The organism is Desulfopila aestuarii DSM 18488 (genome assembly GCF_900143695.1).
GTDB lineage: Bacteria > Desulfobacterota > Desulfobulbia > Desulfobulbales > Desulfocapsaceae > Desulfopila > Desulfopila aestuarii.
In genome coordinates, this window is sequence record NZ_FRFE01000005.1 from 1 (window position 1) to 26,275 (window position 26,275).

23 protein-coding genes are annotated in these 26,275 nt (G+C 47.9%); 9 read left to right on the plus strand and 14 right to left on the minus strand.

The genetic code is table 11. The features are described from left to right. The coding region (locus BUF15_RS06400; RefSeq protein WP_143170701.1) for an IS66 family transposase at nt 1-321 on the plus strand (321 nt) is incomplete at its 5' end. 390 nt (nt 322-711) lie between these two features. Then, nucleotides 712-906, plus strand: coding sequence for a hypothetical protein (locus tag BUF15_RS06405; RefSeq protein ID WP_073612641.1), 195 nt, complete (start codon nt 712-714; stop codon nt 904-906). A gap of 159 nt (nt 907-1,065) precedes the next feature. On the opposite strand, the gene BUF15_RS06410 is transcribed toward BUF15_RS06405, so the two are convergent. Together BUF15_RS06410 and BUF15_RS06415 are read right to left on the minus strand one after the other, a co-directional pair. Continuing rightward, nucleotides 1,066-2,463: a porin family protein gene (locus BUF15_RS06410; RefSeq protein WP_143170649.1), complete on the minus strand. Its 1,398-nt coding sequence runs from the start codon at nt 2,461-2,463 to the stop codon at nt 1,066-1,068. 33 nt (nt 2,464-2,496) lie between these two features. Next, nucleotides 2,497-3,216, minus strand: coding sequence for a polysaccharide biosynthesis/export family protein (locus BUF15_RS06415; protein ID WP_084553590.1), 720 nt, complete (start codon nt 3,214-3,216; stop codon nt 2,497-2,499). Nucleotides 3,217-3,485: 269 nt separating this feature from the next. On the opposite strand from BUF15_RS06415, the gene BUF15_RS06420 reads away from it, so the two are divergent. Next, the gene (locus BUF15_RS06420; RefSeq protein WP_073612644.1) at nt 3,486-5,765 is read left to right on the plus strand and encodes a tetratricopeptide repeat protein; all 2,280 of its coding nucleotides are present in this window, start codon (nt 3,486-3,488) and stop codon (nt 5,763-5,765) included. Between the two features lie 112 nt (nt 5,766-5,877). Here BUF15_RS06420 and mnmE read toward each other — a convergent pair whose 3' ends face one another. From mnmE to rpmH, 6 genes are all read right to left on the minus strand, one after another. After that, nucleotides 5,878-7,269 (minus strand): tRNA uridine-5-carboxymethylaminomethyl(34) synthesis GTPase MnmE, encoded by a 1,392-nt coding sequence (mnmE, locus tag BUF15_RS06425; protein ID WP_073612645.1) that lies wholly within the window; start codon nt 7,267-7,269, stop codon nt 5,878-5,880. Between the two features lie 51 nt (nt 7,270-7,320). Further along, the gene (locus BUF15_RS06430; RefSeq protein WP_073612646.1) at nt 7,321-8,268 is read right to left on the minus strand and encodes a Jag family protein; all 948 of its coding nucleotides are present in this window, start codon (nt 8,266-8,268) and stop codon (nt 7,321-7,323) included. 197 nt (nt 8,269-8,465) lie between these two features. Then, nucleotides 8,466-10,133 carry a membrane protein insertase YidC gene (gene yidC, locus BUF15_RS06435; RefSeq protein WP_073612647.1) on the minus strand — a complete coding sequence of 556 codons (1,668 nt, stop codon included), beginning with the start codon at nt 10,131-10,133 and terminating at the stop codon, nt 8,466-8,468. Between the two features lie 74 nt (nt 10,134-10,207). Further along, nucleotides 10,208-10,402 (minus strand): membrane protein insertion efficiency factor YidD, encoded by a 195-nt coding sequence (gene yidD / locus BUF15_RS06440; RefSeq protein ID WP_234981135.1) that lies wholly within the window; start codon nt 10,400-10,402, stop codon nt 10,208-10,210. 34 nt (nt 10,403-10,436) lie between these two features. After that, a complete protein-coding gene (gene rnpA / locus BUF15_RS06445) occupies nt 10,437-10,793 on the minus strand; it encodes a ribonuclease P protein component (protein WP_073612649.1) in 357 nt (118 codons plus the stop codon). Between the two features lie 8 nt (nt 10,794-10,801). Next, nucleotides 10,802-10,939, minus strand: a complete 138-nt coding sequence (gene rpmH / locus BUF15_RS06450; protein ID WP_073612650.1) for a 50S ribosomal protein L34 — start codon at nt 10,937-10,939, stop codon at nt 10,802-10,804. 313 nt (nt 10,940-11,252) lie between these two features. Here rpmH and BUF15_RS06455 point away from each other — a divergent pair, with 313 nt between their 5' ends. The 3 genes from BUF15_RS06455 (at nt 11,253) to lgt (ending at nt 15,042) form a co-directional block, all read left to right on the plus strand. Next, entirely contained in the window at nt 11,253-12,131 is an 879-nt protein-coding gene (locus BUF15_RS06455; protein ID WP_073612651.1) for a class I SAM-dependent methyltransferase, read from the plus strand. Continuing rightward, nucleotides 12,128-14,011, plus strand: a complete 1,884-nt coding sequence (gene mnmG, locus BUF15_RS06460) for a tRNA uridine-5-carboxymethylaminomethyl(34) synthesis enzyme MnmG (RefSeq protein ID WP_073612652.1) — start codon at nt 12,128-12,130, stop codon at nt 14,009-14,011. Before BUF15_RS06455 ends, mnmG begins: the two co-directional genes overlap by 4 nt. A gap of 215 nt (nt 14,012-14,226) precedes the next feature. Beyond that, on the plus strand, nt 14,227-15,042 hold the full coding sequence (lgt, locus tag BUF15_RS06465) for a prolipoprotein diacylglyceryl transferase (RefSeq protein WP_073612653.1): 816 nt from the start codon (nt 14,227-14,229) through the stop codon (nt 15,040-15,042). A 200-nt stretch (nt 15,043-15,242) separates the two neighbouring features. On the opposite strand, the gene BUF15_RS06470 is transcribed toward lgt, so the two are convergent. Both BUF15_RS06470 and BUF15_RS06475 read right to left on the minus strand, forming a co-directional pair. Continuing rightward, nucleotides 15,243-15,515, minus strand: a complete 273-nt coding sequence (locus BUF15_RS06470; protein WP_073612654.1) for an HU family DNA-binding protein — start codon at nt 15,513-15,515, stop codon at nt 15,243-15,245. Nucleotides 15,516-15,984: 469 nt separating this feature from the next. Beyond that, nucleotides 15,985-16,653, minus strand: coding sequence for a response regulator (locus BUF15_RS06475; RefSeq protein WP_073612655.1), 669 nt, complete (start codon nt 16,651-16,653; stop codon nt 15,985-15,987). Between the two features lie 337 nt (nt 16,654-16,990). On the opposite strand from BUF15_RS06475, the gene BUF15_RS06480 reads away from it, so the two are divergent. The 3 genes from BUF15_RS06480 (at nt 16,991) to BUF15_RS06490 (ending at nt 21,565) form a co-directional block, all read left to right on the plus strand. After that, nucleotides 16,991-17,209, plus strand: a complete 219-nt coding sequence (locus BUF15_RS06480) for a hypothetical protein (RefSeq protein WP_073612656.1) — start codon at nt 16,991-16,993, stop codon at nt 17,207-17,209. A gap of 169 nt (nt 17,210-17,378) precedes the next feature. Next, entirely contained in the window at nt 17,379-19,541 is a 2,163-nt protein-coding gene (locus BUF15_RS06485) for a SulP family inorganic anion transporter (RefSeq protein WP_073612657.1), read from the plus strand. Nucleotides 19,542-19,675: 134 nt separating this feature from the next. Next, complete coding sequence (locus tag BUF15_RS06490) at nt 19,676-21,565, plus strand: YgiQ family radical SAM protein (RefSeq protein WP_073612658.1); 1,890 nt, start codon at nt 19,676-19,678, stop codon at nt 21,563-21,565. Between the two features lie 127 nt (nt 21,566-21,692). Here the strand turns inward: BUF15_RS06490 and BUF15_RS06495 are convergent, their stop codons facing one another. The 4 genes from BUF15_RS06495 to efp all read right to left on the minus strand — a co-directional run bounded on the left by BUF15_RS06495 (nt 21,693) and on the right by efp (nt 25,879). After that, on the minus strand, nt 21,693-22,598 hold the full coding sequence (locus tag BUF15_RS06495) for a polysaccharide biosynthesis tyrosine autokinase (protein WP_073612659.1): 906 nt from the start codon (nt 22,596-22,598) through the stop codon (nt 21,693-21,695). Between the two features lie 92 nt (nt 22,599-22,690). Then, nucleotides 22,691-24,241, minus strand: a complete 1,551-nt coding sequence (locus BUF15_RS06500; RefSeq protein ID WP_073612660.1) for a Wzz/FepE/Etk N-terminal domain-containing protein — start codon at nt 24,239-24,241, stop codon at nt 22,691-22,693. Between the two features lie 149 nt (nt 24,242-24,390). Next, entirely contained in the window at nt 24,391-25,311 is a 921-nt protein-coding gene (gene epmA, locus BUF15_RS06505) for an EF-P lysine aminoacylase EpmA (RefSeq protein ID WP_073612661.1), read from the minus strand. Between the two features lie 4 nt (nt 25,312-25,315). Then, entirely contained in the window at nt 25,316-25,879 is a 564-nt protein-coding gene (gene efp / locus BUF15_RS06510; RefSeq protein WP_073612662.1) for an elongation factor P, read from the minus strand. Between the last annotated feature and the right edge of the window lie 396 nt (nt 25,880-26,275).

Genomic DNA, 26,275 nt, shown 5'->3' on the forward strand with positions numbered 1-26,275 from the left:
CAAAGGAGCCGCCTCACCGTCTACCTTGACCAAGGCGTAGTCGGCCCAGACAATAATGCAGCTGAAAATGCCATCAGGCCGTTTGTGATAGGCCGCAAAAACTGGCTCTTTGCCGGTAATCCTGCCGGAGCGGCAGCTAGTGCCAGCCTCTACAGTCTCGTCGAATCAGCGAAAGCAAATGGCCTGGAACCGTACAGATATCTTCGTTTTATCTTCGAAAAACTTCCTTTCGCAGAATCGCAGAGCGATTACGAAGAGCTGCTACCGAACAGGCTCAAAGCCGCCGACCTCCTTTTGCCGCAATCAATAAGTGGGGTTTAATTAGCGGATACGGATAAAAGGACAACCTCGCACTGTATTGGCCGTGATAAGCATATTGGCCTGACCGTGCCGCTGAGCCAGTTTTGCCTTCAAAACGACTTATCTCAAAAGGTGTCTCGAAATCAGCCAACAAAGGGAATTGATATCTTGCCAGAAGTTCATCTGCAAAAGATGACAGTGCTGGCCATAGAACGAAAAAGGCCAACAAAAAGGCTATACCATGAATAAGTATGTTTTCGACTCTCCTTCGCCAGGAGGTATAAGACAAGAACAACGAAGCTCCGGCAAGATCTCCCACAACATCTGCTGGTTCGATTCCTTTTCCGGAAACCCAGCCTTGTAATCCTTCAACTGATATGGCCAAGATCAATACCATCACAAGCACAGCGAATGAAAAATGAAACAATGGTAGCCGCGAGAGTCTTGGGAAAAAAAGAAGGAGACAATAACTTGATAGGAAAAACAGTATTATATGACCGCATTCCCATAGATGATAAATGGAACGCAAATGGATCTGCAGATATGATCCGGGAAGGAAAAGTGCAAACAGCGCAACTGACAGGAAAACCAGTGCCGCTTTTTTAAAATTGGATACCGGGTTCATATCCTACGCACAAAGAATACGAATAGCCATCATCTCCCGGAAACAACTTCAGCAACTTCTGTTTTTTATCATCCACACAGCCTCCCTCCTGACCAAAAAAAATTCTTACCTCTATCTCGGTAGTCTCTATCCTCTTCCTATTACCATTGGAATAACTCATTTTCGTAGGAAATAGTCACTGAGGCCCGATGATCATCATAATCATCTTCATTGTTACCCGATGTGTAATGCACAAAACCATAGGAAATGCCGGCTGTGTAATCTTCAAGAAACCTGTAGTTGACACTCAAGCCGGTCGCATAAACCTTGCTATTCACAGTTTCAAAACCAGAGGGTGTGCCGTTTTCGCTGCTTTCATCGCTATCTTCTTTGGCAAAACTTGCATAGGCAGAACCGCTAATATACTCAGTAAAGGCATGCTGCAAGCTTGTCTGCATATTCCAAAATTCAGTACTCCCTTTTTGATCTGTTCCGTCAAAGTTATCGAAACGGAAACCATGAGCAGCAGTCAGTCCGACAGACCCTTTCTCAAGCGTATAGTTTAATCCGAAGTTTTCGTTTGAGCCCCAATTACCGCTCTGACCGTCCTGTTTGGAATAAGATGGGCCAGCTCCAAAACTCAGGTTGAGCCGAGGAGAAACATCCCATACCCAGCCCAATGTAACATTATGGATCTCACTATCACTCCTCAAGTTGGAGTCATAATCAGACAGATTGTAACTGTAGGCCCCACTCAAAGCATGGAGTGGATTCAATCTATAATTCAGACTTAAGCTCCCCCGATACTCATCAACATCATCGGAATCAGCAGGGATTGCAGACCCGCTGTCATTTTCGACCGAATCATAAAGGCCACGAATAAAACCTGCCGATGTGGTAACTCTCCATTTTGAGTTGATTTTATGATTAACAGTCAAACCGAAATCATGCTTGTCGTAGTCTTGATAATCGCTCCCGGAGTAATCGCTATCATTTCTTAGGATGGCCCAAACGTAATCGAAGGACACCGAGCTGTCCTCATAGTATGTATACATCGTTCCAAGGCTGAGCGAGTTGTTGGTATATCTTCGCCGGCCATTTTGATCCCTTAAGGTATCGCCAGCGACGTCAGCTCCCGGACCTCCGGAAACGATATCGCCTGTTTCAGGATCCGTAGTCGGGCTATATGAGTTAAATTCATCGGTAATACTGAGATTATCAGCCAGAGAAACGTTCCAATACCGCGTCAACATCCGCAAATACTCAAGCGAGAGTTTATGGTCGATATCATCCTCACTCTCATCAAAATCATACCAGAAGCTCGGTGCATAGGTAAAATCGAGGGATTGCCTTTCAGTCTCTGAGATAATGGTGATAAATGGTGACACCCTCAAACGCGAATAATCATCGTCATCAGGAGAGTTGGAATTATCATAATTCCGGTCAAAATACTCGTAACCGGTGCTCACACCAGCAGATATGGTATTGACCGCTGCAGAAAGAGGAGCAGACATGCTCAGACAAACCGCAACTCCCAAGGGTAATATTTTTATATTCATAGCCCCAGTATTCTCTCCTCACGCTTTCGAGGGTTAATGTACAATTATGATATCACCGGATTTAATTACAATATTCTTTTCCAGATTACGGCCATCGAGAAAATCATCATAATCAAACTTCAGGGTATTACCACTGAACATTGGCGAACTCTTGCTGCCATTTTCACGTACAACAGTCAACTCGGAATTGGCCCACTCAGTAAATCCACCACTTCTGGCGATCACCTGCACCAGATTTATCGGCTGATCGATATTGTATATACCAGGGTTCACGACCTTGCCCATAACCGTATACAACTTGCTGTTACTCTTTTTTAGCACGACCGTTACAATCGGATCATCATATACTGTTGCATAAAGAAGTTTCAAATAATCAGCCATCTGGGTCAAGGTCATATCAACCACCTCGACATCCCCAATGTGCTTCAGAGATACTCGACCGTCAATACGTACCTGAATACCGGTACCTGCCGCGTCTGCACCGCTCGAACCTTCATCAGGTGTAGTAGTCGGAGCAGACACCGCCATGCTCCCCTCACCGTAAACCTGAACCTCGAGAAAATCCCCATGGCCGATCACATATTCGGGATCCTGTGGCTTCACCACACCACTGCCGCCCAAAACAGTCTTCTTTGCCTGTATTTTCAGATCATCCGAAGCACTAATATCCTTGGTGGACTGAGCGGCAAACGAAGAAAATGCACAAAGTAATACCATTACAAAACTGAACATAAATGAGCGAATTCCTACCATGACACCCTCTCTGCATTAAGGTTAATCTGTATCCTCATCTCTAAAACAGCATTCGATCACATTTTTGTATTACTGTCAAATATTTACCCATTTGTGAATTCTTTTCCCTAACAACATGCCTGCGTAGAGGTTTCTTGTGATTTCTATAGGGAAAGGCGTTGATTTATTCTACAGTATTGTTTTTAATCTGTAATGTATTCGATGACAAGACACTAAGGTTCCGAACCTTGCTTCTCGGAATAAGACAAAACCATTCAATAGGTAAACTTATGGCTTACTCACGCGGGCTTGGACTGTGTTGTCTCATATTGACCCTTCTTTTTTTCACCGCCTGTACCGACCCGGAGCAAAAAAAACAATCACATTATAATAAAGCACTTGAGTTCATTCAAAAAGATGACTCAAAATCCGCAGTGATAGAACTGAAAAACGCAATTCAGATAGATCCAAAATTCGCGAATGCCAGGTATCAGTTAGCGCTCATCCATCTGAAAAATGGAGAAATGCGGGATGCTTTCGGGCAGCTCAAACGTGCAGCCGACCTTGATCCCGCGAATGTCGATGCTGGCGTGAAAGTCGCAGAGTTCCTTCTGTTGGCAAAAAACAGTGAGGAAAGCCGAAAGTATACAGAGCAGGTTTTGAAAAACGATCCGGCAAATATTGACGCCTTGGCGCTGCTGGCCAACATCGAGCTTGTGGATGGTAATTTCGATGCGGCCATGACGGCTCTCGATAAAGTCCCAGCAGACAAGGCAAATACTGACCGTTTTTACAACATCAGAGGCCGGGTGTATGCCGCCCAAAAGGACATCAACGCCAGTGAAGAGATGTTTAAAAAGGCCCTTGAAGTTGCTCCGGACAATATTGCCAACCACAGGACATTACTAATTTTCTACCAACAGCAAAACAGGGTCGATGATGCAGAAAATATCCTGAACAAGATTGCCACCACGTTTCCTGAAAATGTCCAGGCCCATTTGCTGCAAGCCAACTTCTACAGTGCAACAGGGAAACCTGACAAGGCCGAGCAAGCCGCACTAAAAGCACTAGAACTAGATCCTAAAACTGAATCGCTCTACATCATGGTGGCCGGATTTTACAAAAAACAGGGCAATTTCAGTAAAGCTGCAACATTTCTTGAGAACTCTCTTGTCAAACTTCCGGATTCAATTGAAATCAAAGCCACTCTTGCTGATTATTATTTTGAGCTGAAACGCTTTGATGACGCAAGAGCAACGATGGAAGCTGTGCTGGCAACAAACCCTGATCACGGCGGAGCCACATTCGTTAAGGCAAAGCTGTTGCTGAACGACAATAAAGTTAAAGAGGCTGTCGATTTGCTGACTGCCATCACCGCCAATTACCCCAAATGGGGTGATCCTTTCTATTTTCTTGCTCTTGCCAGGTTACGCTTAGGGGAAATAGAGCTTGCCAGTAAAGCAGCGAACGAAGCACTGAAACTTGCTCCGGCAGACAGCCGGTTTCACACACTACAGGCCCAGATTTTTCTCATCCAGGGCGAATCCGTGAGTGCAGGGCGCGAGGCAACTATAGCTCTGAGACTTGAACCGCGCAATTTTGCCGCAGCGAAACTACTCGCTAAAGCCCTATTGCAGGAAAAGCGATTCACGGAAGCTGTCGAAATGATCACCAAGATCCGGGAGCAGGCGCCGACCGACATCGAGATGCTCGGCAACCTGGGTTTGGCCCACTTGGGTGCTAAAAATAATGAAGAGGCACAGAAAGCCTTCTCCCAACTAATTGAGCTTGACCCAGCCAACTCCAAGGCCCTCGCCTTCTTAGCCAGCCTTACCGCTCAAGGTGATGTCAAAATGGCAGTAAATTTGGTGCAAAAGCAGATTGAACTGGCCCCAGAGGCAAGCGGGCATTATATGTTGCTCGGCGACCTGCTCCTGCGCGATAAGCAGCATGAAACCGCTCTTGATGCATTTGCCAAGGCTCAGTCTCTTGCCCCGCAGAATCCGCAACCATATATCATCCGCGCCCGCATCATGCACGCTCTTGGCAAGACAGATGACGCTGTAAAAGAATTTCAGGATCTCTTGGCAAAACAGCCGAATTCTGTCCCCGGGCATATGGGCATGGCAACTCTTCTTGAAATACAAAAGAAATACCCTGAGGCCAAAGCTGAATATCTGAAAGTGCTTGAGCTTAAACCCGATCAGCCTGCTGCCGCCAACAATCTCGCCTATTTGATCACTCAGGATAAAAACGGCGATCTTGGCGAAGCTCTCCGACTTGCCATGCTGGCGAAACAGGCATTGCCGGATGACCCTCATATCGCCGACACGCTTGGCATGGTCCACTACAAACGTGACGCCTATGGGCTTGCGATCTCGCAATTTGAGCAGGCTCTTATAAACAGACCGGACGATCCGATTATCAATTATCATCTGGCGCTGGCTCAGTTTGGCAATAATGATATGGCGAGTGCCCGTGCGGCTCTGGAGAAGTCGCTCGCTTCTGAAACGGCCTTTGCTGAGCGAGCGGAAGCGGAGGAACTGTTGAAGAAGGTTGATGGGAAGTAAAATCAGGGTATTCGATCCGGGGACAGATCGAAGTATGCGCTTATCTGATTTTCACAAAAAGACGTGAAAAAAAATCTGTCCCCTCAGGTTACGGTTTCGATAGGTAGATCTATTATTTACCTAGACAGAATTGCTCGAAGATCACGTCCAATATATCTTCGGTGGTAGTCTCACCGACAATATCACCGAGTTGATCCAGACATTCCTGCAGATCAACGGCTATCAAATCGCTCGTGGCTCCAACTTCAAAGGCATCTCGCAAGCGTAAGCATGCACCATGCGCCTTGAGAAGGGCTTGTTTATGACGGACATTCGGCGCACAGCCCTGTTCTTCCCACTGATCTGCACCGGAAGCCACGCGCCGAAAGATTGCATCTTTTAGCTCATCAATCCCCAGCTGCTTTCCAGCTGAGATATGCACGACGGGAGCAATAGTCTGAAGTGGGTCGATGAAATGCTTATCAACCTTATTGAGATCAATCTTGTTCACCACAACCAGCATGGGTTTATGGCTTACAGCCGTATAGAGTTTCAAATCCTCAACCGAAACATCTCGAGATCCATCCAACATAAAGAGTACAAGATCAGCCTCATTGATCAGGCTTTTTGCCCGCTGAATTCCCATCTCTTCGACTTTTCCAGCATTATCACGGATTCCGGCAGTATCAATGAGACGCACTGGCATCCCATGGACATCAAGGTACTCTTCGATGGTGTCACGGGTTGTCCCAGGAATTTCAGTCACTAAGGCCCGTTCTTCTTCGAGAAGTGTGTTAAGTAGACTCGATTTTCCGACGTTGGGCAGCCCGGCGATTACAACAGAAATGCCTTCCCGGTAAATTTTACCCTGATCAACATTTTTCAGTAACCGCTCCAATGGCTCAGCAACCTCATTCTGCAATTGCCGAATAATATGACTGTGATCAACAATCTCAACATCTTCATCAGGGAAATCGATTGCCACCTCAATCACCGCACGCATCTGCGCAAGGCTCTTGCGTATGCGGTCAATACGCTGGTAGAGAGCGCCAGATAGTTGTTCCTGTGCAAGATCAACGCCTTTTCTGGTGCGAGCCGACAGGATATCAATCACCGCCTCGGCCTGGGTCAAATCTATTCGCCCGTTCAGAAAGGCACGCTTGGTAAATTCTCCAGCAGCGGCAAGCGCAACCCCCTGAGCAAGTATAAGTTCTAAAACATTTTGGAGGACCAGAAAGCTTCCGTGGCAGTGAACTTCGACCACATCTTCTCTGGTATAGGTATGAGGTGCCCGCATGTAGACAGCAAGCACCTCATCAAGAGTACGACCAGTCGCTGAATCGACGATATGGCCATAATAAAGATGATGACTGGCAAACGAGCAATCCGAAACGCGGGGCTTGAAAATACGTTGCAGGACCTGCAGCGCTTCATCACCACTCATACGGATAATGCCGATGCCGCCAGATCCGGCAGGCGTCGAAATGGCAGCTATGGTCTGACTTTGGGCAGAAGATGTATGCATTTCTCTACTGGAGATGATCGGTTAAAACCTACTGGCAAACCGGCCAGGAAATTATTCTTCTCCGGAGCCGTTGCCATTTCGACCGCCTTTTCCGCGACGATTGCGGGGAGCATTCTTCCGGCGTCCACCGCGATTGCCCTTGCCCGGCTTATAGATAAGGATCTTCTTGAACAAACCGTCACCAACTGAACGGCTCCGTACATCCTTATCTTCCTGCAGAACCATATGAATCTCTCGCCGCTCAGAAGGATTCAAGGCTGGAAGCACCTGGGTTTTACCGCTCTCTTTGACCATTTTGGCCAATTCAACCGCACGTACTTTCAGTTCTTCAAGCCTGCGTTCACGAAAATCGCCAACGTTTATCGAAATCCGTAGACGTTCGCTGCATTTTCTCGCAACAATTTTTCGGACAAGATACTGGATAGAATCTAGGGTTTTTCCTTCAGGCCCGGCAAGTTCTTCTTCAAACTCGCCTTTTACGCTGCAGCTCACAGAAAGGCCTTTCGCACTAACCTCAACGGTTGAGGGAAAACCCATGAGTTCAACAAGACGGGTGACTTCTGCCTGAACAATCTCCAGAGTCTCCCCCCCAGCATCATCTTCGCTTTCCCCGGGGACATCGTCATCCTCATCGTCGTCGCTGTCATCGCCATCGCTACGGGTATCGGCCCGCCGCTCTGACGTCTCTTCCGCAACCACCTTTGGTTCCTCAACCACCTCAACCGGTTCACTCACCGGCTCGACTTCTACAACCGGTGCTTGTTCAGAAACAGGAGCCACAGGTACAACTATTTCTGACTTAACTTTTTTCTGCCCACTCTCCGACTTCATGGAAACCCGGATTTTCGCTTTTTTGCGGATGAGGCCGAAAATGCCGGTTGAACCAGTCTCAACCACCTCAATATCCAGCATCTCCTGCGGAACGCTCAGGGCCTCGCAGGCGCTGCGTATTGCATCGGTAACTTCTTTTCCGTAAAAATCATGTTTCTTTACAGACATTGTATTCTCTGTACTTTAGATATGTTTGAATCGGGAAACAGCTATATTTCCTCACATAATGAGGAGAAAGCTACCTACTCAACACCGACGACTCATCTCTGTAACCCGCTACTATTCATATTCGCCAGGGAGCTTTAACAGCTGTTGACCAGATTTTCCTCTGCCCTGACGAACAACAGGCTAGACCTGCCGGTTTATCAGGCAGACTGTGCAGCCTGCTTGGCCTCGGACTCCCGATTGATCAGCTTCTGCTGCAGGATGGACAACAGGTTGTTCACAAACCAGTAAAGAACCAAACCAGAAGCGAAGTTCAAGAACATAAAGGTGAAAATGAGCGGCAGAAACTGCATGATCTTCGCCTGGGTCGGATCAGCTGTTGTAGGTGTCATCTTCTGCTGCAGCCACATGGATGCCCCCATGAGCAGGGTCAAAACCGGCAATCCTCCGAGATAAGGAAGGTCAAATCCTATCCACAAACGATCAGGAGCGGAAAGATCCGTAATCCACAACATAAAAGGAGCATGCCGCAACTCAATCGACTGCAGCAGTACCTTATAGAGAGCAAAGAAGACCGGAATCTGCAAGACCATCGGCAGGCATCCGCCAAGCGGATTGACCCTGTAGGTTTTGTAGAGATTCATCACCTCCTGGTTCATGCGGGTCGGATCGTCCTTGTACTTCTCCTTGAGCTTGGCCATCTTCGGCTGCAACTTCTGCATGTTCTTCATGGACTTCATACCTTTCTGGCTGATTGGCCAGAAGGCTGCCTTGAACATAATGGTCACCAGGATGATAGCAACACCGTAATTCCCAACAAACCCATAGAGGAAATTGAGCAGCCAGAGGGTTGGCCGGGCGATAATGTCAAACCAGCCAAAATTTACAGAACGCTCGAGGTTGTAACCAAGTTCTCTCAGCAACTCAACCTTCTTAGGTCCGTAGTAAATTTTGTAGGCATAGGTTTTCTCAGAGCCTGGTTGCAGCGTATCGAGATTTCCGATTAACGCAGTCCGGGTCAATTCGTCATTGCCCTGCATCACATAAGATACACCGGCTCCGTCTATGGGTACGATTCCACGAAGGAAATAATTACCGCCAAATCCGGCCCACTCAACATTGCCCTGCAAAGTAACCGGACCGTCCTCATATTCCTTCGCTTTGATCTCGTGCAGTTCGCCGTTTATATATGCCTCGGAACCTTGAAACAGATACATATTCCCCGGGCCACCGGTCTTTTGGAACGGCGTATTCACCTGGTGTAATTGTGCCATGCCTTGAAGCGACTGACCGGAGCTGTTCTTAACGGTGATATCCAGACCGATTACATAGCTATCTTTTGCAAAAGTATACGTTCTTACAACGGTCAGCCCATTGCCAGCATCCGCTTCCATGGTGAGAACGCCTTTACCGTCGGTAAACGTCACATTCTTTGCTGTACTCTTATAAAAAAGGTCCTGACCTATGATGCTTCCCCAAGAAAATTTGAGGGGAAAACCAAGATTAACATCACTATTTACCAGTTCTTTACCCGGAGAGTCCTTGGCACTTGTTTCTTTTTGTCCCTTGAGCACAAGTTGTATTAAAGCGCCACCATTTTCTGAAAAAACAGCTGTATACCTGTCGGTTTCCACAGAGATGTCTGTCGCGTCAGGATGCAGCACAGCAGGTGCTGCCGCCGCGATTTGCGGAACGACCGCCTGAACGGCTCCTGGCACCGGCTGTCCATCAGTCGCTTGTGGTGTAGAGGTTGCTGTTGGATTTTCCACGGGTGCTTCCGGGGTCTCGAATCCCACAAAAAAATACTGGTATCCGAGCAGGATGGCGAAGGAGATAATGACTGCCAGAAAGGCTCTATAGGTGTCCATTTTGCGTACCGATGATTTTTTCCCACAGGAGAAATTCCAGTGGTATGAACGTTGAAGAGAATGGCGGCAACAGCTTAACGTAATGGGTCATAGCCGCCTCGTGAAAATGGATGGCAACGAATGATACGGCAGAGTCCCAGGAAAGATCCTTTCAAAGCGCCATATTTTTCAATTGCCTGGATGGTATAACTGGAACAGCTGGGAATAAAACGACAACTAGGGGGGAACAGTGGGGAAATGCAATACTGGTACCCTCTGACCAATCCCATAAGAACTGTCTTGGGGAACTCTGAAATCCTGATCTCAGCCTTCATGCGTTCCAATCCACCTGCTGGAGAGCGGCTTTACGGCCCGCCAAATCTCTTGCGGCGATGAGATGTTAAAATCAGGGCGAACTACAAAGACAATGTCCGCACCTCCCGGATAAAGATCCCGCCGCAAACGAAAAGACTCTCGAATAATCCGTTTGATGCGATTCCTCCTGACTGCCCCGCGGATCTTCCGACTTACACTGATCCCAATCCTGCTATCAGCCTGATCAGTCATCCGACAGATAAGCGAAAATCCGGAGCCATGCAAGCGCTTCCCCTGATTGTATACCTGATCAAACTCCCAACCCTTGCGCAGCTGGGAGCTTTTGGGAAATGACAGTTTTTCCAAACAGCAAATCAGGCGGAGAGACGTTTACGGCCGTGTGCCCTGCGGGCTTTAATGACCGCACGTCCGGCGCGGGTAGCCATACGGGCACGGAATCCATGGGTGCGTTTACGTTTGAGATTGCTAGGCTGAAAAGTACGTTTGCTCATTGTTCACTTCCTCGTGGTAAAATCCATGCAGAGCATGGAGAATGTTAAAACCTTCTCGGCGTCAGCGGCCTCTGCTTCAGGTGGTCGCACCCGCAGAACGCCATTTCCCCAACCAGCTGTTCAGCTCAAATTCCGGTCGGGGGATCACAAAATCACAAAAGATGAATATTAACCACACAACGTTTCCACTGTCAAACTATTTCATTTCTTATTGACGCCTCTGCTTGCACATCAGGATCAGCTATGATACTACTAAAAGGCTCATGCAACAGCCATCCTACAGTTCGTTTTTTTCGCATTTGCCAATGGTTCTATGACCGATTTTCACGATCTCACCCACGCAACCCTCGATTGGAAACAGCTCTGGCAAAACGCCCGTCGCCAAAAGGGCTGGTCAAGCAAGGGTGCAACCGAATGGGACAAAAAGGCACCGTCTTTTGCCGCTCGAAACCGCACTTCGCCATTTATCGACCTATTGCTGATGCATCTGCCCGTGACGTCAGAATTGACCGTCCTGGACGTAGGCTGCGGGCCAGGAAATCTTGCGATTCCTCTCGCCGGCAGAAGCCGGTCTGTCACCGCCCTCGATTTCTCAGAGAAGATGTTGGAAATACTTGTTGCCGAGATCCAGGCCAAAAACATCACGAATGTCACCGCCAAAAGATGTGCATGGGAAGATGACTGGCATGCGCTCGGTGTTCTGCCCCACGATATTGCCATCGCCTCCCGTTCGCTTAGTGTCGATGACCTCACGGCAGCCATCGCCAAACTTGATGCATTTGCCAGGCGATATGTCTTCATTGCCGACCGGATAACTCCGCCCCCTTTTGTTCCAGAGGCCTTCGCCGCCGTCGGCAGACCTTTTCACTCCGGACCTGATTATATCTACACGCTGAATATTCTCTATACCATGGGGATTCATCCCAACGTCACTATCTTGCAACCAGAGTCCGACTTTAGCTTTCAGGATCTCGACCAGGCCTTTCTCACCTACTCCTGGATGATAAAAGACCTAAACTCAAAAGAAGAACAGCAACTAAAACAATTCCTGCTTAAACAAGCCAGTCCTAATCCAGATGGAACAATCTCCATCCCCAGGCAGAATCCTCTTCGATGGGCACTGATCTGGTGGGAAAAGGCCATAGAAACCGATACTACCAGTAAACGTAACACACCAGAAAGATCCTCATGAACACATATGATGTCATCGTAATCGGGGCCGGCCACGCCGGCTGCGAAGCCGCTCTTGCCAGCGCCCGCATGGGCTGCAGGACTCTTGTCACCATTATTAATGCTGACACCATTGGTGCCATGTCCTGCAATCCTGCCATCGGCGGCCTTGCCAAAGGACACCTGGTGCGGGAAATCGACGCGCTGGGTGGCGAGATGGCGAGAAATATCGACGCCACCTCCATCCAGTTCCGCAGACTCAACACCAGTAAAGGCCCAGCTGTGCGCTCTTCCCGCGCTCAGGCTGATCGCTTATTGTACCGACTGCGCATGAAAACGGTTCTTGAACATCAGGAGAATCTCACCATAAGCCAGACAGTCGTCGACAGTTTACTTGTTAAAGATGGTCGGGTCTGTGGCATTCGTACCTCGCTGGACGAAGAGATTCATGCCGGCGCTGTCGTCGTTGCGACTGGTACCTTTTTAAATGGGTTGGTCCATATCGGTCTCAAGAACTTTCCTGCCGGCAGACTTGGCGACGCGCCTTCCACAAAGCTTGCGCTGTGGTTTAAAGAAGCGGGCTTCAATGTCGGTAGAATGAAAACAGGCACCGTACCCCGTATTGACGCCAATACCATTGACTATTCCGAGCTGGAAGCCCAACACAGTGACGATCCGCCCGCCCATTTTTCTTTCAGTTCCTCGGGCCGGTACACACTGCCTCAGCTCCCCTGCCATATCACGTACACAAATGAGCACACCCACGCGATCATCCGCCAGGGAATCGACCAGTCGCCGCTGTATGCCGGTATTATAGAAGGAATCGGCGCTCGCTATTGCCCGTCCATCGAGGACAAGGTGATGCGTTTTCCTGAGAAAACACGGCACCAGATCTTTCTGGAACCGGAAGGGCTTGACACCACCGAGGTCTACCCCAACGGTATTCCGACCAGCCTGCCGCTCAGCACCCAGAAGGCGATGATCCAATCTATTAAAGGACTTGAGAGCGCTCGTATTATTCGTCCCGGCTACGCGATTGAATACGATTATGTCGACCCACTTGAGCTATTACCATCACTTGCCACCAAGAAATTTGAAGGCCTCTATCTTGCCGGCCAGATTAATGGTACCTCCGGTTATGAGGAAGCCGCAGCCCAGGGATTGATGGCGGCAATCAACGCCGTACGCTATGTCCAGGGCAAGGATCCGCTCATTCTGGACAGATCGGAGGCCTATATTGGGGTGCTGATAGACGATCTGGTCACACGCGGCACCAAGGAACCCTATCGTCTCTTTACCTCCAGAGCAGAATACCGGCTACTGCTGCGTGAGGACAACGCGGACACTCGCCTCTGCCAAAGAGGTTATGATATCGGCCTTCTCGACGAAGGAAAGTTTCGAATTTTTCAACAAAAAATGCATGCGATAGCGGCTGGCATCGCTCTGTTGCACGATCATCATGCCAAACCGTCAGCTGAAATCAATGCCGCTCTTGAGTCTCTCGGCAGCAATACTTCCCGGCAAAAGTTGTCTCTGGCCGACCTGCTGCGGCGCCCCGAACTTGACCTGAAAAAAATAGCACAACTCCCCCTTGGAGAAGAACTGCAAGCTCAGCTCGCAGAACTCAGTAACTCGAAGGTCGCTGACGAGGTGCAACTCGAAATCAAATTCCAGGGATACATCGACCGCCAGCGCGAACAGGTTGATCGTTTTAAAAAGATGGAGGCGGTAAAGTTACCTGAAGATCTCGATTATGCTTCCATGTCCGGACTCTCCAACGAGGTAGTGGAAAAACTCTCCACTGTAAAACCGCTTTCGCTCGGCCAGGCATCGAGAATTTCAGGAATCACTCCTGCCGCAATCTCCGTGCTGCAGGTGCATTTACGTCGGCTGAAAGGTTGATGGACTTGTAAAAATTTCGATCTACTTCGTTGCAGGTCATGCCAGACAATTCGCCGTACCAGATGTACTGCCGAATTGCCTGGCATGACCTACGCCTCGTATATCGAACTTTTTTCATAGCCCATCCGTATGGCAAAGATGACTTTCTACTTCGCCATCCTCGATTTTGTTTCGAATACTCCACCGTCACATGAGGCCATCAAGGCTAACCGATTATGCTCTCTTTTCCTGATATAGATCCGGTTTTACTGGAAATAGGTCCTCTAAAGGTCCGCTGGTATGGACTGATGTACGTTCTGGGCTTTATGGCCAGTTATTTCCTGGTGCAGTTTCAGATCCGAAAACACAAATATGCACTACTCGCTGAACACTTCGAGAATATCAATCTGGTCCTGATACTCTCTGTCATTGTGGGTGGTCGTCTAGGTTATGTTCTCTTTTATAATCTTTCCTACTATTCTCAGCATCCGTTAGAAATTTTTGCAACCTGGACCGGCGGCATGTCCTTTCACGGCGCCTGCTTTGCCCTGATAGTCAGCGGCTGGTGGTACACCCGCAAAATTGGCCTTGATTTCTGGAAAACTGCCGATATCTATGTTGCCACTATTCCTGTTGGTCTAGGCCTTGGCCGGATCGGAAATTTCATCAATGGAGAGCTGTTCGGCAGAGAGACCGATCTCCCATGGGGAATGGTCTTTCCGTATGGCGGTTCAGTACCCCGCCACCCTTCACAGCTTTACGAAGCATCTCTCGAGGGTGCCGTTCTTTTCGCTATTCTCTGGATTGCAAAAGATAAACCATGGCAGCACCGCAGATACTGGCCTCACGGTTCGATTCTCGCACTCTTTCTTATCTGCTACGGATTCTTCAGGATGGGAATAGAGTTGGTCAGAGAACCTGACCAACAAATCGGCTTTCTGCTCAATGCTTTCACCATGGGCCAACTTCTCAGCTTCCTCATGGTAGCGGGAGGCGCCCTCCTCTGGAGTCTCCGCCTGTACAATACCCGCGAAACAACAATCAACAAGTGAAAAGCACACCGTCTTTGATGGCACAACTCTACCATCAAAGACGGCATAGTCATTTGAGCATCATGCAAAATGGTCTTTTCGGCCAAACTCAGCATTATGCTAAAAAATTTTATCCTCGGAATATTACTTATATGCCTGTGGTAAAATTTTTCACATGCCTCAATTTTGAACAAAAGTCCTCATTTTGCAATATACTCATTTCACTGAACTTTTTCACACAGCCGCTTACCCGGCTTAAACTTCACAACATTATGGGCAGGAATGGTGATCGCTTTGCCCGTCTGCGGATTGCGTCCTTTCTGGGCAGCTCTCTCGACAACTTTAAATGAACCAAACCCGACCAGGGTTACACGCTCTCCCCGCTCCATTGCCTCTGCCATGTTTTTCAGCACAATATTTAATGCTCTTTCTGCCTGGACTTTGGTTATCCCCCTGCTATCGGCGATTGTCGCCACAAGTTCCCCTTTATTCATGCTTCTCTCCTTTTACAGCTGACGGTTCTCGGTTGGACACCATGAAGTCCGCATTATTAATGTCTTCAGGGGAAAAAACAATCGAGGCATATACCAACATCCCTCTAGGTATATTTACCTAGTCGCACTTTTGCGTGCATAATTTGCATATTATTTCAAGAAACTACCAACAGTCTTCACTTAAATCGCTACATAATGTTTCTTGCTTTGAGATAATTTTTCCTATATCAATCAGATGCAGCTGCCAACCCCAACAATCCAATAATATTGTGTATATTGAAACACATACTCCGTTCGCCACTATGAGTAAACGCGGGTGAAAGGCGCTGAAAAAGATGAATACTGGAGTGAATTGATGAGGGAGAGGTGTTTCTTGCAGGTTGCACCTATTGACAGACCGAGCCTGAGAACGTCACGGAAAGCTGACAGGCGCAGAAACTCTGTGAAATGAAGCCTACTTCAGAATAGATCAATACTTAGCAGGAGTGGCAAAACCATTGCGAACCGCAAAATTCACAAGATCCACACTGTTGCTCATCCCAAACTTCCGCAGCAAATTAGAGCGGTGATGATCGACTGTCCTGGGACTCAAACCGAGCTTATCGGCTATCTGTTTACTGGTGTACCCATCGACAACCAACTGTAGAATTTCCCGTTCACGCCTGGTGAGTTCCTGAAAAGGACTCTTTTTTTCTTTCCGGTAGACATTGATGACATCATCGGCAAAATCTTCTGCAAGAAAAGGGGAAATATAATTTTTACCGCTCTGGATTCGACGAATGGCCGTAAGAAGATCCTCTTCAGAATCATCTTTTACCAGGTAGCCATCAGCACCGGCCATCATCGCGTGATAAAAATACTGTTTACTCTTGTGCATTGTGAAGATGAGAATCTTCACGGCTGGATAACGGTCCTTGACCAGTGTGACAGCCTCCAGACCACCAATATTTGGCATGGAAATATCGAGAATGATGAGATCGACCTGATTTGAACTCAGAAAAACCATCAGCTCCTCGCCATTGCTTACCTCGCCAAGAACCTTCAGGTCTACATTCTGTGAAAGCAAATTTTTAATCCCGTGGCGGATTAGCACATGGTCGTCTGCCAGCACTATTCTATAGGATCTATCCTGATACATATTCACCTTCCATTCACGATATCAGTTTCTCTTCTAAAAGAAGATCAAACCAAATGTTCAGTATTTTACAAAATTATATAATACCTGATAACTCCTCTTCCCTAAACAGAAAATATTCCATGACGGACAGCTACAGGGCAACTTTTCATTTGTATGCATATGCCAATTACTCTCCTTTTTTTTGCTTGACTTTAACAGTCAGAGAGCTTTCATTAACTGTTCTGTAAAAATAGGGGGATTAGAATCTACGCGCCCTCAGCAATTATTACACATTATGGAGCTTACAGCTCCTTTGATTTTATACTTTTCCAATTTCAAACACTTAAAGGAGAACATCATGACAGCCAACAAGTCTCCCCGCTCTACGGCGGCAGAGGCGCTGGAGATCAGGCACCGGCACCCACACGAAAACCGAGGGAAAACGATTGTCGACCCAAATGCTCATTCCATACGTATCCTCCCTCATGGGGTACACATGGTGTCATTTGTCCATTCTGCCGATGTTTTCATCTGCGATAGGACGAAAAACGTTGCAACATCCCGTTCTGAAAACTGATTTTCCTAAATGAATCGACAACCTCGCTTTATTCAACCTTGTGCAAGACTTCAGACTCACTGGGAGCTCCGAGCTACCCGGCTTATGAAGTTTCTTTATCCGCCGGGTCCCTGACCCGCAGCCTCAAGATGACAAGAGCGAAGTTGCATCACAATACATTGAGATCATTATGAACATTCTTCTTCGTTTTTTTCCTTTCTTGTCCTGGTTTAAGGAATATGATATCGGCAAATTCAAAATCGATCTGCTTGCCGGTATAACTGTCGCTCTCGTCCTTATCCCCCAGTCCATGGCCTACGCCCAATTGGCAGGACTACCCGCATATTACGGTCTGTATGCCGCATTTCTTCCCCCCATGGTTGCCGCCCTGTTCGGCTCCAGTCGCCAGCTTGCAACTGGTCCGGTTGCTGTTGTATCACTCATGTCGGCTGCGTCCCTCAGCCCACTTGCGACTGCTGGGTCCGCTGAATTTATTGCCTATTCTGTAGCGTTAGCCCTGACCGTCGGAATTTTTCAGTTCTCACTGGGTGTATTGCGTCTTGGCCTGGTGGTAAACTTTCTTTCTCATCCGGTTGTCAACGGCTTCACCAACGCTGCGGCAATCATTATCGCCTCGTCACAATTCTCCAAATTTTTCGGAGTAGACGTTGATTCTGCTGCCCATCATTATGAAACAATGGTGCGAGTGGCCCAGGCTGCTATTGATTTCACCCACTTCCCAACCCTGATATATGGTGTGGTGGCGGTGACAATCATGGTTACGCTGAAAAAGATCAACCCCCGCATTCCGAATGTATTGGTTGCCGTAGCCTTGACCACTGTCGTTTCCTATTTCACCGGGTATAACAATGACAAGTATGTCGATATTTCTGCCATTCAGCTACCCGGACTTTCAGAAAAAATATCGGAGTTTAACGCAACTGTCGAACACATAAAAACACTCGGTGAACAACGCAAAGACATCGGTCTGAAAGTCGATGAAGAAAAACAACGTCAAGCCAACGGTCACGGTAAATCGGTCGAGCTGATCAAACTCCAAGGTGATGTCGCGATTCTAACCCTGGAGATGGACGAACTAGCAGGAAAGGTCGGAACAATCCGTCACGAACTACGCCACATGAAATTTGAGGCCGTTGAGGACAACGACACCCATACCTTCTACCCAAAGGAAGCAATTCCTGAAGGTGTTGCAACAGATAATACCACATGGCGCATTAAAGTCGGCAACAACACCCTTGATACTGCCAAGCTACGAATGGTAGGTGGCGGAGCTATTGTCGGTAAAATCCCAGAAGGGTTGCCAACCTTGGTATTGCCAAGCTTAAGCTCCAAAACTTTTTTCAAATTGCTGCCCACGGCAATTATCATTTCTCTGTTAGGCTTTATGGAAGCCATTGCCATCGCCAAAGCCATGGCCGCCCAAACCGGACAAAAACTTGATCCGAACCAAGAACTTATAGGTCAGGGACTTGGCAACATCATTGGCTCCATCGGCTCAAGCTATGCTGTTTCAGGTTCGTTCTCCCGTTCGGCGGTAAACCTCCAGGCTGGCGCCGTATCAGGAATATCCTCGGTTGTCACCTCCATTATGGTGGTCATTACCTTGCTGTTCTTTACCCCGCTGCTGTATCATCTGCCCCAGGCTGTTCTCGCTGCCGTTATCATGATGGCGGTTATCGGGCTGGTCAACGTTAAAGGCTTCATCCACGCCTGGAAAGCACAGTGGTATGATGGCGCCATTTCCATTCTCAGCTTTGTCGTTACCCTCTACTTTGCACCGCATCTTGATAAAGGCATCATGGTAGGTGTAGCCCTGTCCATGACCGTTTTCCTTTACAAATCCATGCGGCCAGTAGTCGCAAGCCTCTCACTGAGTGAGGAAAAGGTTTTGAAAAGTGCCGAGCACTATCGCCTGAAAGGCTGCAGACACATTTCAGTAGTCCGTTTTGACGGAGCGCTGTTCTTCGCCAATGCCAGCTACCTTGATGAGCAGGTGCTGAAATTCCGCAATGAGCAACCCGACCTCCGTTATATTCTTCTGGACGCCCGGGGTATTAACGATATGGACGCTTCAGGTGAAGAAGCCCTGGAAATGTTGGTAAAACGGGTCCGCAGTGCCGGATTGGGCTTTGCAATGTGTGGCATAAAAGGCCACATTATCAATGTAATGGAAAGAACCGGTCTCATGGCCAAGATTGGTGACGATGAGATCTTTGCCGACAGCAAAGCGGCAGTGGCGGCCCTGATCGACAGGGTGCATACCAATACGGATCTTCCACAGAAAGGCTGCAAAAACTGTCCGCTGACGCAGTATATTCCTGCTGAAAAGTAAGCCAACCCTTTCACCCATCCACCGCCATATCACTTCTGAAACACGAAGTGATATGGCGGCCACTTCTTGTCTTGATCGAGCCATGCTGGTATAGTAATAATAGTTTTCGGCATGCGCAGGCATGACAAGCTCTCGTGTTTCGACCTCCGTTTTCCTACTCCTCTCTCACCTCATATCTGGCATTCACCTTGACAGTTGCACATAAACATCTAGAGTCAGGCGCCACCAACCTGCTACCATTACCTGTTTCATGGGCAGAGTGCCGTTCCCGTGGCTGGGATTTTCTTGACATCCTGCTGGTAACCGGTGATGCCTACATTGACCATCCTTCATTCGGTGTTGCTCTTATCGGTCGCCTGCTTGAACATCACGGCTACCGGGTTGCCATCCTGGCACAACCGCGATACGACAGTTCTCGTGACTTTCTCGACTTCCCTGCTCCCCGCCTCTTCTGCGGCATTACCGGGGGAAATCTCGATTCCATTGTAGCAAATTACACCGGAAATGGAAAAGTTCGGGAAACTGACGCCTATTCACCAAAAGGCAATCCCTGGAGATCGTCTGACCATAACAAAAACAATCGATACCGACCCGACCGCGCCAGCCTGATATATGCCAACCTTGCCCGGTCCGCCTTCAAAGATACCCCAATTATCCTTGGCGGAGTCGAAGCGTCACTTCGCCGTTTTGTTCATTACGACTACAAACAAAATAAACTGCGAGCATCCCTGCTGGCCGATGCCAAGGCCGATCTGCTCATTTATGGCATGGCTGAACAGGCAGTGCTGTCCACAGCAGAAAAGTGTAAGAACGGGGAACCTCTTAATGCCATTCCCGGTACATGTGAGAGACTGACTGACAGTCAACTACAAGAAAGATACCCTCATTACTGTGCTGAAGATAGCAACCAGGATTTTCTCATTTTGCCTTCTTTTGCCGATATCCATTCGAATAAGGAGTTGTTTCTTAAAGCTGAACTTGCAATCGACATCCATTCCCGTGCCACATCCAACAAGGTAATTCTGCAGAGGCAACAGCACCACTGGGTCGTCCAGCATCAGGCCTCGCCTACCCTCACCATAGAGGCACTCGATAGTCTGTACGAGTTTCCCTATACACGAAAGCCGCACCCTTCCACACCAGATGTTCCTGCGTATGCGATGATCAAGGACTCGGTGACCATTGTTCGCGGGTGCTCCGGGAATTGCTCATTTTGCGCGATTACCAGACATCAGGGAGCCGCGATCCAAAGCCGATCAAACGATTCAATCCTTCGCGAATGTACTCTCTTGGCCAGGCAGGACGATTTTCAAGGGACTATAAGCGACCTTGGCGGTCCCACCGCTAATCTGTTTGCTACCTCGTGTGCCATCGGCACCTGCGCCAAAAAAGATTGCCTTTACCCAACACTCTGTAAACACCTGCGCATTGATGAACAACGTTTTATAAATCTATTGAAAAATGTCTCAGCCATTGATTCCGTCCGTCACGTGTTCATCTCGTCGGGTCTTCGCATGGAACTCTTGCTCAACACTCCCTCGCTTCTGGAAAAAATCATTACGCACCATACCCCAGGAGCCATGAAAATTGCACCGGAACATACCAGCGACGAGGTGCTTACCCTCATGCATAAGGAGTCACATTCTCTTCTCAAACGTTTTGTCGAGAAGTGCCGGAAAATCAGCTCAGGAAAAAGAGGCAAAACACTCCAACTGGTCCCCTACGTAATCAGTGCTCATCCTGGCTGCACAGAACGTCATGCCAAACAACTCGCTGAAGATATGGCCGCATTGAAGCTGAGAATTTCCAAGTTTCAGGATTTCACCCCCACACCCGGAACAATCTCAACGGCAATGTATGTTGCTGGACAAGATAGAGATGGCAAGAAGATCTTTGTGCCGAGAAACAATGAGGAGCGAATGCGACAGCGTAGAATAATTGAGGAGCGATTTCTGAATCGCGGTAGGCAGGAAGAGAAATCAGTTCACATAAAGGTGGGAAAAAACCAGAAAATTCAAAAATGAAAAAAAGTAGTTCTCAGTCCAGTTTTCCATACCCAATGAAGTCACGTGACATTCGAAAGTCGTGGCTCAGTTTATTGTCGCACAGGTTTTCTGGACACAGTTTTTGCGTGTATTGTAAAGAAGATGTTCATTTCCTCGCATTGGAACTGTAATACTTGCCGTAATAGCTTCCATACGGATCAAACATCTTCTTTTTGAAGTACCCCTGTTTATGGCCATTGAAGACAATTCCCAGAATTTTGTCCGGACCGATATTTTCAACCATTCTCCTGAGTCTGGCTTTATCAGATTTTCCGGATCCTATAACGAGAACAACCCCATCAACATTTTTGGCTAGGACCATCGTTTCGGAAGCAATCTGGAACGGCGCACTGTCGAAAATAATAAATCTGTCACTATATCTACCTGACAACTCGTTTACAAGTCGACTCATTCGTACGGAAGTTAGAAGTTCTGCCGGGTTCTGCGGCGGCGTACCGCTGGGCAGAAGTGATAACTTATCAACGGATGTTCTGCAGATAAGTTCCGCCAACTCAGAATCCCCCTGAAGATATTCTGCCAGCCCTCGTGTATATTCAGCCCCCATCCCCAATAATCCCAGAAGACTTGGCCGACGCAGGTCACAATCGACTAGCAGGGCATGCTGATCAAGTCCTCGGGCGATCGCCACAGCCAGATTGATGGAGACAAAGCTCTTCCCTTCTTCCGGAGAGCTAGAAGATATCATAATCGTCCGTGGACGGGCTTTACCATCTTTGGGGAACAGAATCTTAGAACGCAATACCTTAAACGATTCGGCTACTGGTCCAACGCTGTCAAGGACCATCTGTATTCGTTCATTCCATGGCCCAGACTGCAACGGCTGGGAGGCATCAACAGCAGGAGCCCTCTTATTCGTAACCGTGTAGGTCGACTCCTGATATGAGGATGGTTCTTCAGCAGCCACAACCTCATCGTCCCTTCTCACCTCAACCGGGGCATGATCAGGAAGCTCAACACCAGCTTTTTTTAGCGCATCAGCAATATTTCCCATACACTCCAACTTCTTAGTCAGCTCTAAACTATCTAAAATTCGTTACCAACAACGCCACATCAGTCAATGGGGCTGTATTAAAAATCGAGCGATCAGAAGACGATTTTTCCCCGACTCCAGGCATACCAGAAAAGGCCTATCACCAGAACCACACCTGTCAATAGCACCAAGATTACGCCACCAGAAAGATATAGCTTTTTTCTCTTCTCTGTCGGAATTTCGACGAATTCAATGGTACTGAGCAGCGGAATGCCAAGAAACAGTTCAGCCTCTTCCGGGTCGCGAAAAGAACCATCGAGAAAATCAATGGCAAGAATAACAGCGACACCAGCAGCCATAGCTCCGGCAACGGCAACCGCCATGATTTTCAGGAAATCCGGCTTCGTCGGTTTCTCCGGAAAGCGGGCAGGGTCGACGATTTTAAACTGGCTTCCTTTTTGCCGTCGCTCAAGATTCAGCATGGATTTTGCCTGTAAATCCTGGGAGATGAGGTGATCATAGTGGCTTTTCAGTTGTCCGTATTCTCTGGTGAGAGCTGACCATTCAGCCTCTCGGACAGGAGTTGCGGCCACCCACTCCTCATATTTTTTAATGCTTTCGCTCATCTGCTTTTTCTCAAGCTCAATCGTCTCAATATCGATATTGATCTTATCCAATTGTGACTGCAACTGCGTTAGGTCCTTATCAGCAAGCGGTGCACTTCTCCCGGCAACGACTCGTCGCTGAGGGGTATCAGCTCCTTCAGCCTCAAGTTTTTCGATAATTTTCCGTACCCTTTTCACTTCAGGGTGACTTTCGGTGTGCGTTACCAGTAGCAATTCAAGATTGCGACGCATTTTCTGTAACTGTTCATAGCTTGGGTGTCGAGTAACACTACTTACTGTTGCCCCATTTCCTGCCACACCTAATGCTTTTTTCCGTAAAGCAATCTGTTCCTGAACAAGAACCCGTGTGCGCTCCAACTCAAGGATACTCACCTGCACCGCCTGATACTGTTCCTGGAGTGCAGTCAAACGAGAAAGATTTGCCTGGCGCTGATCAGGCATCTCATTGTAATGTTTGAGTTTATAATCCCGCATGGTCGCTTCTTTCCGATCCATGGTCATTTTCGCCATTTCCAGCTCATTACTGGTGTACGACGAGGTCTCGACAGCCCGCTCCTCACGATATTTCAGGTTTTCTTCAATGAACTTTGCCGCCAGATCGTTAGCAACTTTTACAACCGTGGAAGGATCCCCACCACTAAAGGTAATAGTAAAAATGTCGCCTCTTCGCGAAGGCTGCACATCAATATTCTTCCTCATTATCTCAATAACATCTTCAATAGGAAGTTTTTCCCTGGCTTCTTTATAGAGGTCAAACCGGGATATCATCTCCTCTAGATTGGTTCTCGAAGTGACAATCTGGGAAAGGGTACTCACCGTATCCTGAATTCGCGCGGTGAGATCCGGAGCCATTTTGTTGGGATTAACACTCTGTTGCTGGTAACTGAGCAAACAGGATGCGTCATAAACCTTGGGGGTAATAATGTAGTAGACTAGCCCGGCCGGCAATGCTATAAGGAGCAACACGATTAGCAGAACCCTCCAGCGATATAGAAGGTCCACATATTTTTTCAGCAAAAGACTCTGTTGTTTATCCATTGAAGAAGTATCAGCAAAAAAGAATCTATGAGATCATCCCTGCGTTTCAGAAATCAGTTGTTTAGGACTGATTTCTGACGCGTGTATAAATGTCATCTGTTGTTTTTACAGATTACAATGCAATTCGACAAGTTAGCATAGCACGTTTTTCAAAAGTCAGCAGGATTAAACGACACTACGTTATGAATTGTTTCTTTTGCTAAAAGCAACATGAGCAGCCTGTCAATACCGAAAGCAATACCTGCTGCACCGTTCAATAAACCGAGATCACCTAAGAACCGCTCTGGCATTACCTGTTCTCGTCCCTGTGTTCGTCGAATGACCTCGATTTCTGTGACAAACCTCCGCCGCTGTTCTCCGGCGTCGGTCAGTTCAGTAAATCCGTTAGCCAGCTCGACTCCGGATAGATATAACTCAAAGCGTTCAGCAACCTCCGGCCTATTCAGATCAACCTTGGCAAGCGAGGCCAGCTCGTGCGGATAATCCACAAGAAAGAATGGACCTTTTTTTCCGAGCTCTGGCTCGACAAATTCAACCAGCATTTCCTCAAATATTTCCTGCTGCAGTGCCTCAGCTACAGAAACAGGGGCAAAACGGTCAAACGCCTCTGCTACTGTCATCCGGTCGGCCGGTGCTGATAACAGTCGCAAGGCCTCCGCCACAGCATCATTTTGATCACATACCTCAGGAAACTGATCAGCAAACCTCCATACAACATATTGCAACAACTCTTCACAGTCCAGCATCAAATGACGGTAATTTGCGTCGATACGATACCATTCAAGCATTATGAACTCTTCCAGATGATTTTTGCCAAGCTCATCTTTACGAAAACATGGGCAGATCTGGAAGATCTTTTGGCAACCGGCAGCCAGCAAGCGCTTCATGCACAGTTCTGGAGAAGTCTGCAGATACTGGCCGTCGGCCATAATGGGGACGATGTTGCATTCCGGGATGATCACCGGCTGACGTATCGGGGTGTCCACTTCAAGGAAATCGCGCTGGGAAAAAAAATCCCTGATAAAGCGAAAAAGGGCCGCACGAATGTGCAGCCCTTGAAGATCAAGCATCGGTCTACTCTTTAACCCGGGTCACATATTCCCCGGTCCGGGTGTCGATCTGGATTTTGTCGCCTTCGTCTACAAACGGTGGAACCTGCAGCTGATATCCGGTTTCAACAGTGACTGGCTTGGTGTCGGTGCCCGAAGTATCGCCTTTGGCCCATGGATCAGCCTGGGTTACCGTCAGGTTGACAAATATGGGCAGGCTGACATCGATTGGACGATCATCAAAAAACAGCACCTCAAGTTCCATGTTGTCCATGAGGAAATTGATGTTGTCACCAAGCTGCTCTGCTGTAATGAAGAGCTGCTCATAATTCTCGGTATCCATAAAATGATACTCGTCGTCCTGGTGATAGAGGTACTGCATCTTGCGCTCTTCCAGATTGGCCTTCTCAAACTTATCGCCGGAACGATAGGTTTTTGAGAACTGGTTGCCGGTAATCATGTTCCGCATTCTGCAGCGGTAGAGCGCCTGCCCCTTGCCAGGCTTAGAAAATTCAAATTCAGTAATAATATACGGGCTACCGTCAATCTGTAATTTGAGCCCTTTACGCAGATCCGAAGCACTAAACATATGATTTCTCCATAACTGTCGGCCAAACCGAAGCAATAGTTGTACTAGAAAATACTCCCCTAACCAGGGAGCAACGCAGCCGGGAGACACACATGCGTCGCGACTGAAAGTGGATAAGGAAGCCATATAGTATACCTTCCCTCCTCCTTTCTTGGCAAGTCCAAAAAATTCCGTCCCGATTTTCCTGTCAAGTGATTTTTCATTTTTTCCAGCCACTCGCGACCGATTTACATTATACCCATTTCTTTTCCCCGCCTTTTCATTTCCGCTCTGGTATACTATTCAGTTAGCAAGAGGAAGTCACATCACCAATCCAGTAGCGAAAAAACGACTCTGCTCTCTTTCCTCGGATTACTTGACGGTAATTTCCTCCACCTATTGAATATTTACATTACG

Coding starts and splice junctions, on each gene's coding strand:
- BUF15_RS06405 (WP_073612641.1), top strand. CDS start 712: ATGAAAAATGAAACAATGGTAGCCGCGAGAGTCTTGGGAAAAAAAGAA.
- BUF15_RS06410 (WP_143170649.1), bottom strand. CDS start 2,463: ATGAATATAAAAATATTACCCTTGGGAGTTGCGGTTTGTCTGAGCATG.
- BUF15_RS06415 (WP_084553590.1), bottom strand. CDS start 3,216: ATGGTAGGAATTCGCTCATTTATGTTCAGTTTTGTAATGGTATTACTT.
- BUF15_RS06420 (WP_073612644.1), top strand. CDS start 3,486: ATGGCTTACTCACGCGGGCTTGGACTGTGTTGTCTCATATTGACCCTT.
- mnmE (WP_073612645.1), bottom strand. CDS start 7,269: ATGCATACATCTTCTGCCCAAAGTCAGACCATAGCTGCCATTTCGACG.
- BUF15_RS06430 (WP_073612646.1), bottom strand. CDS start 8,268: ATGTCTGTAAAGAAACATGATTTTTACGGAAAAGAAGTTACCGATGCA.
- yidC (WP_073612647.1), bottom strand. CDS start 10,133: ATGGACACCTATAGAGCCTTTCTGGCAGTCATTATCTCCTTCGCCATC.
- yidD (WP_234981135.1), bottom strand. CDS start 10,402: ATGGGATTGGTCAGAGGGTACCAGTATTGCATTTCCCCACTGTTCCCC.
- rpmH (WP_073612650.1), bottom strand. CDS start 10,939: ATGAGCAAACGTACTTTTCAGCCTAGCAATCTCAAACGTAAACGCACC.
- BUF15_RS06455 (WP_073612651.1), top strand. CDS start 11,253: ATGACCGATTTTCACGATCTCACCCACGCAACCCTCGATTGGAAACAG.
- mnmG (WP_073612652.1), top strand. CDS start 12,128: ATGAACACATATGATGTCATCGTAATCGGGGCCGGCCACGCCGGCTGC.
- lgt (WP_073612653.1), top strand. CDS start 14,227: ATGCTCTCTTTTCCTGATATAGATCCGGTTTTACTGGAAATAGGTCCT.
- BUF15_RS06470 (WP_073612654.1), bottom strand. CDS start 15,515: ATGAATAAAGGGGAACTTGTGGCGACAATCGCCGATAGCAGGGGGATA.
- BUF15_RS06475 (WP_073612655.1), bottom strand. CDS start 16,653: ATGTATCAGGATAGATCCTATAGAATAGTGCTGGCAGACGACCATGTG.
- BUF15_RS06480 (WP_073612656.1), top strand. CDS start 16,991: ATGACAGCCAACAAGTCTCCCCGCTCTACGGCGGCAGAGGCGCTGGAG.
- BUF15_RS06485 (WP_073612657.1), top strand. CDS start 17,379: ATGAACATTCTTCTTCGTTTTTTTCCTTTCTTGTCCTGGTTTAAGGAA.
- BUF15_RS06495 (WP_073612659.1), bottom strand. CDS start 22,598: ATGGGAAATATTGCTGATGCGCTAAAAAAAGCTGGTGTTGAGCTTCCT.
- BUF15_RS06500 (WP_073612660.1), bottom strand. CDS start 24,241: ATGGATAAACAACAGAGTCTTTTGCTGAAAAAATATGTGGACCTTCTA.
- epmA (WP_073612661.1), bottom strand. CDS start 25,311: ATGCTTGATCTTCAAGGGCTGCACATTCGTGCGGCCCTTTTTCGCTTT.
- efp (WP_073612662.1), bottom strand. CDS start 25,879: ATGTTTAGTGCTTCGGATCTGCGTAAAGGGCTCAAATTACAGATTGAC.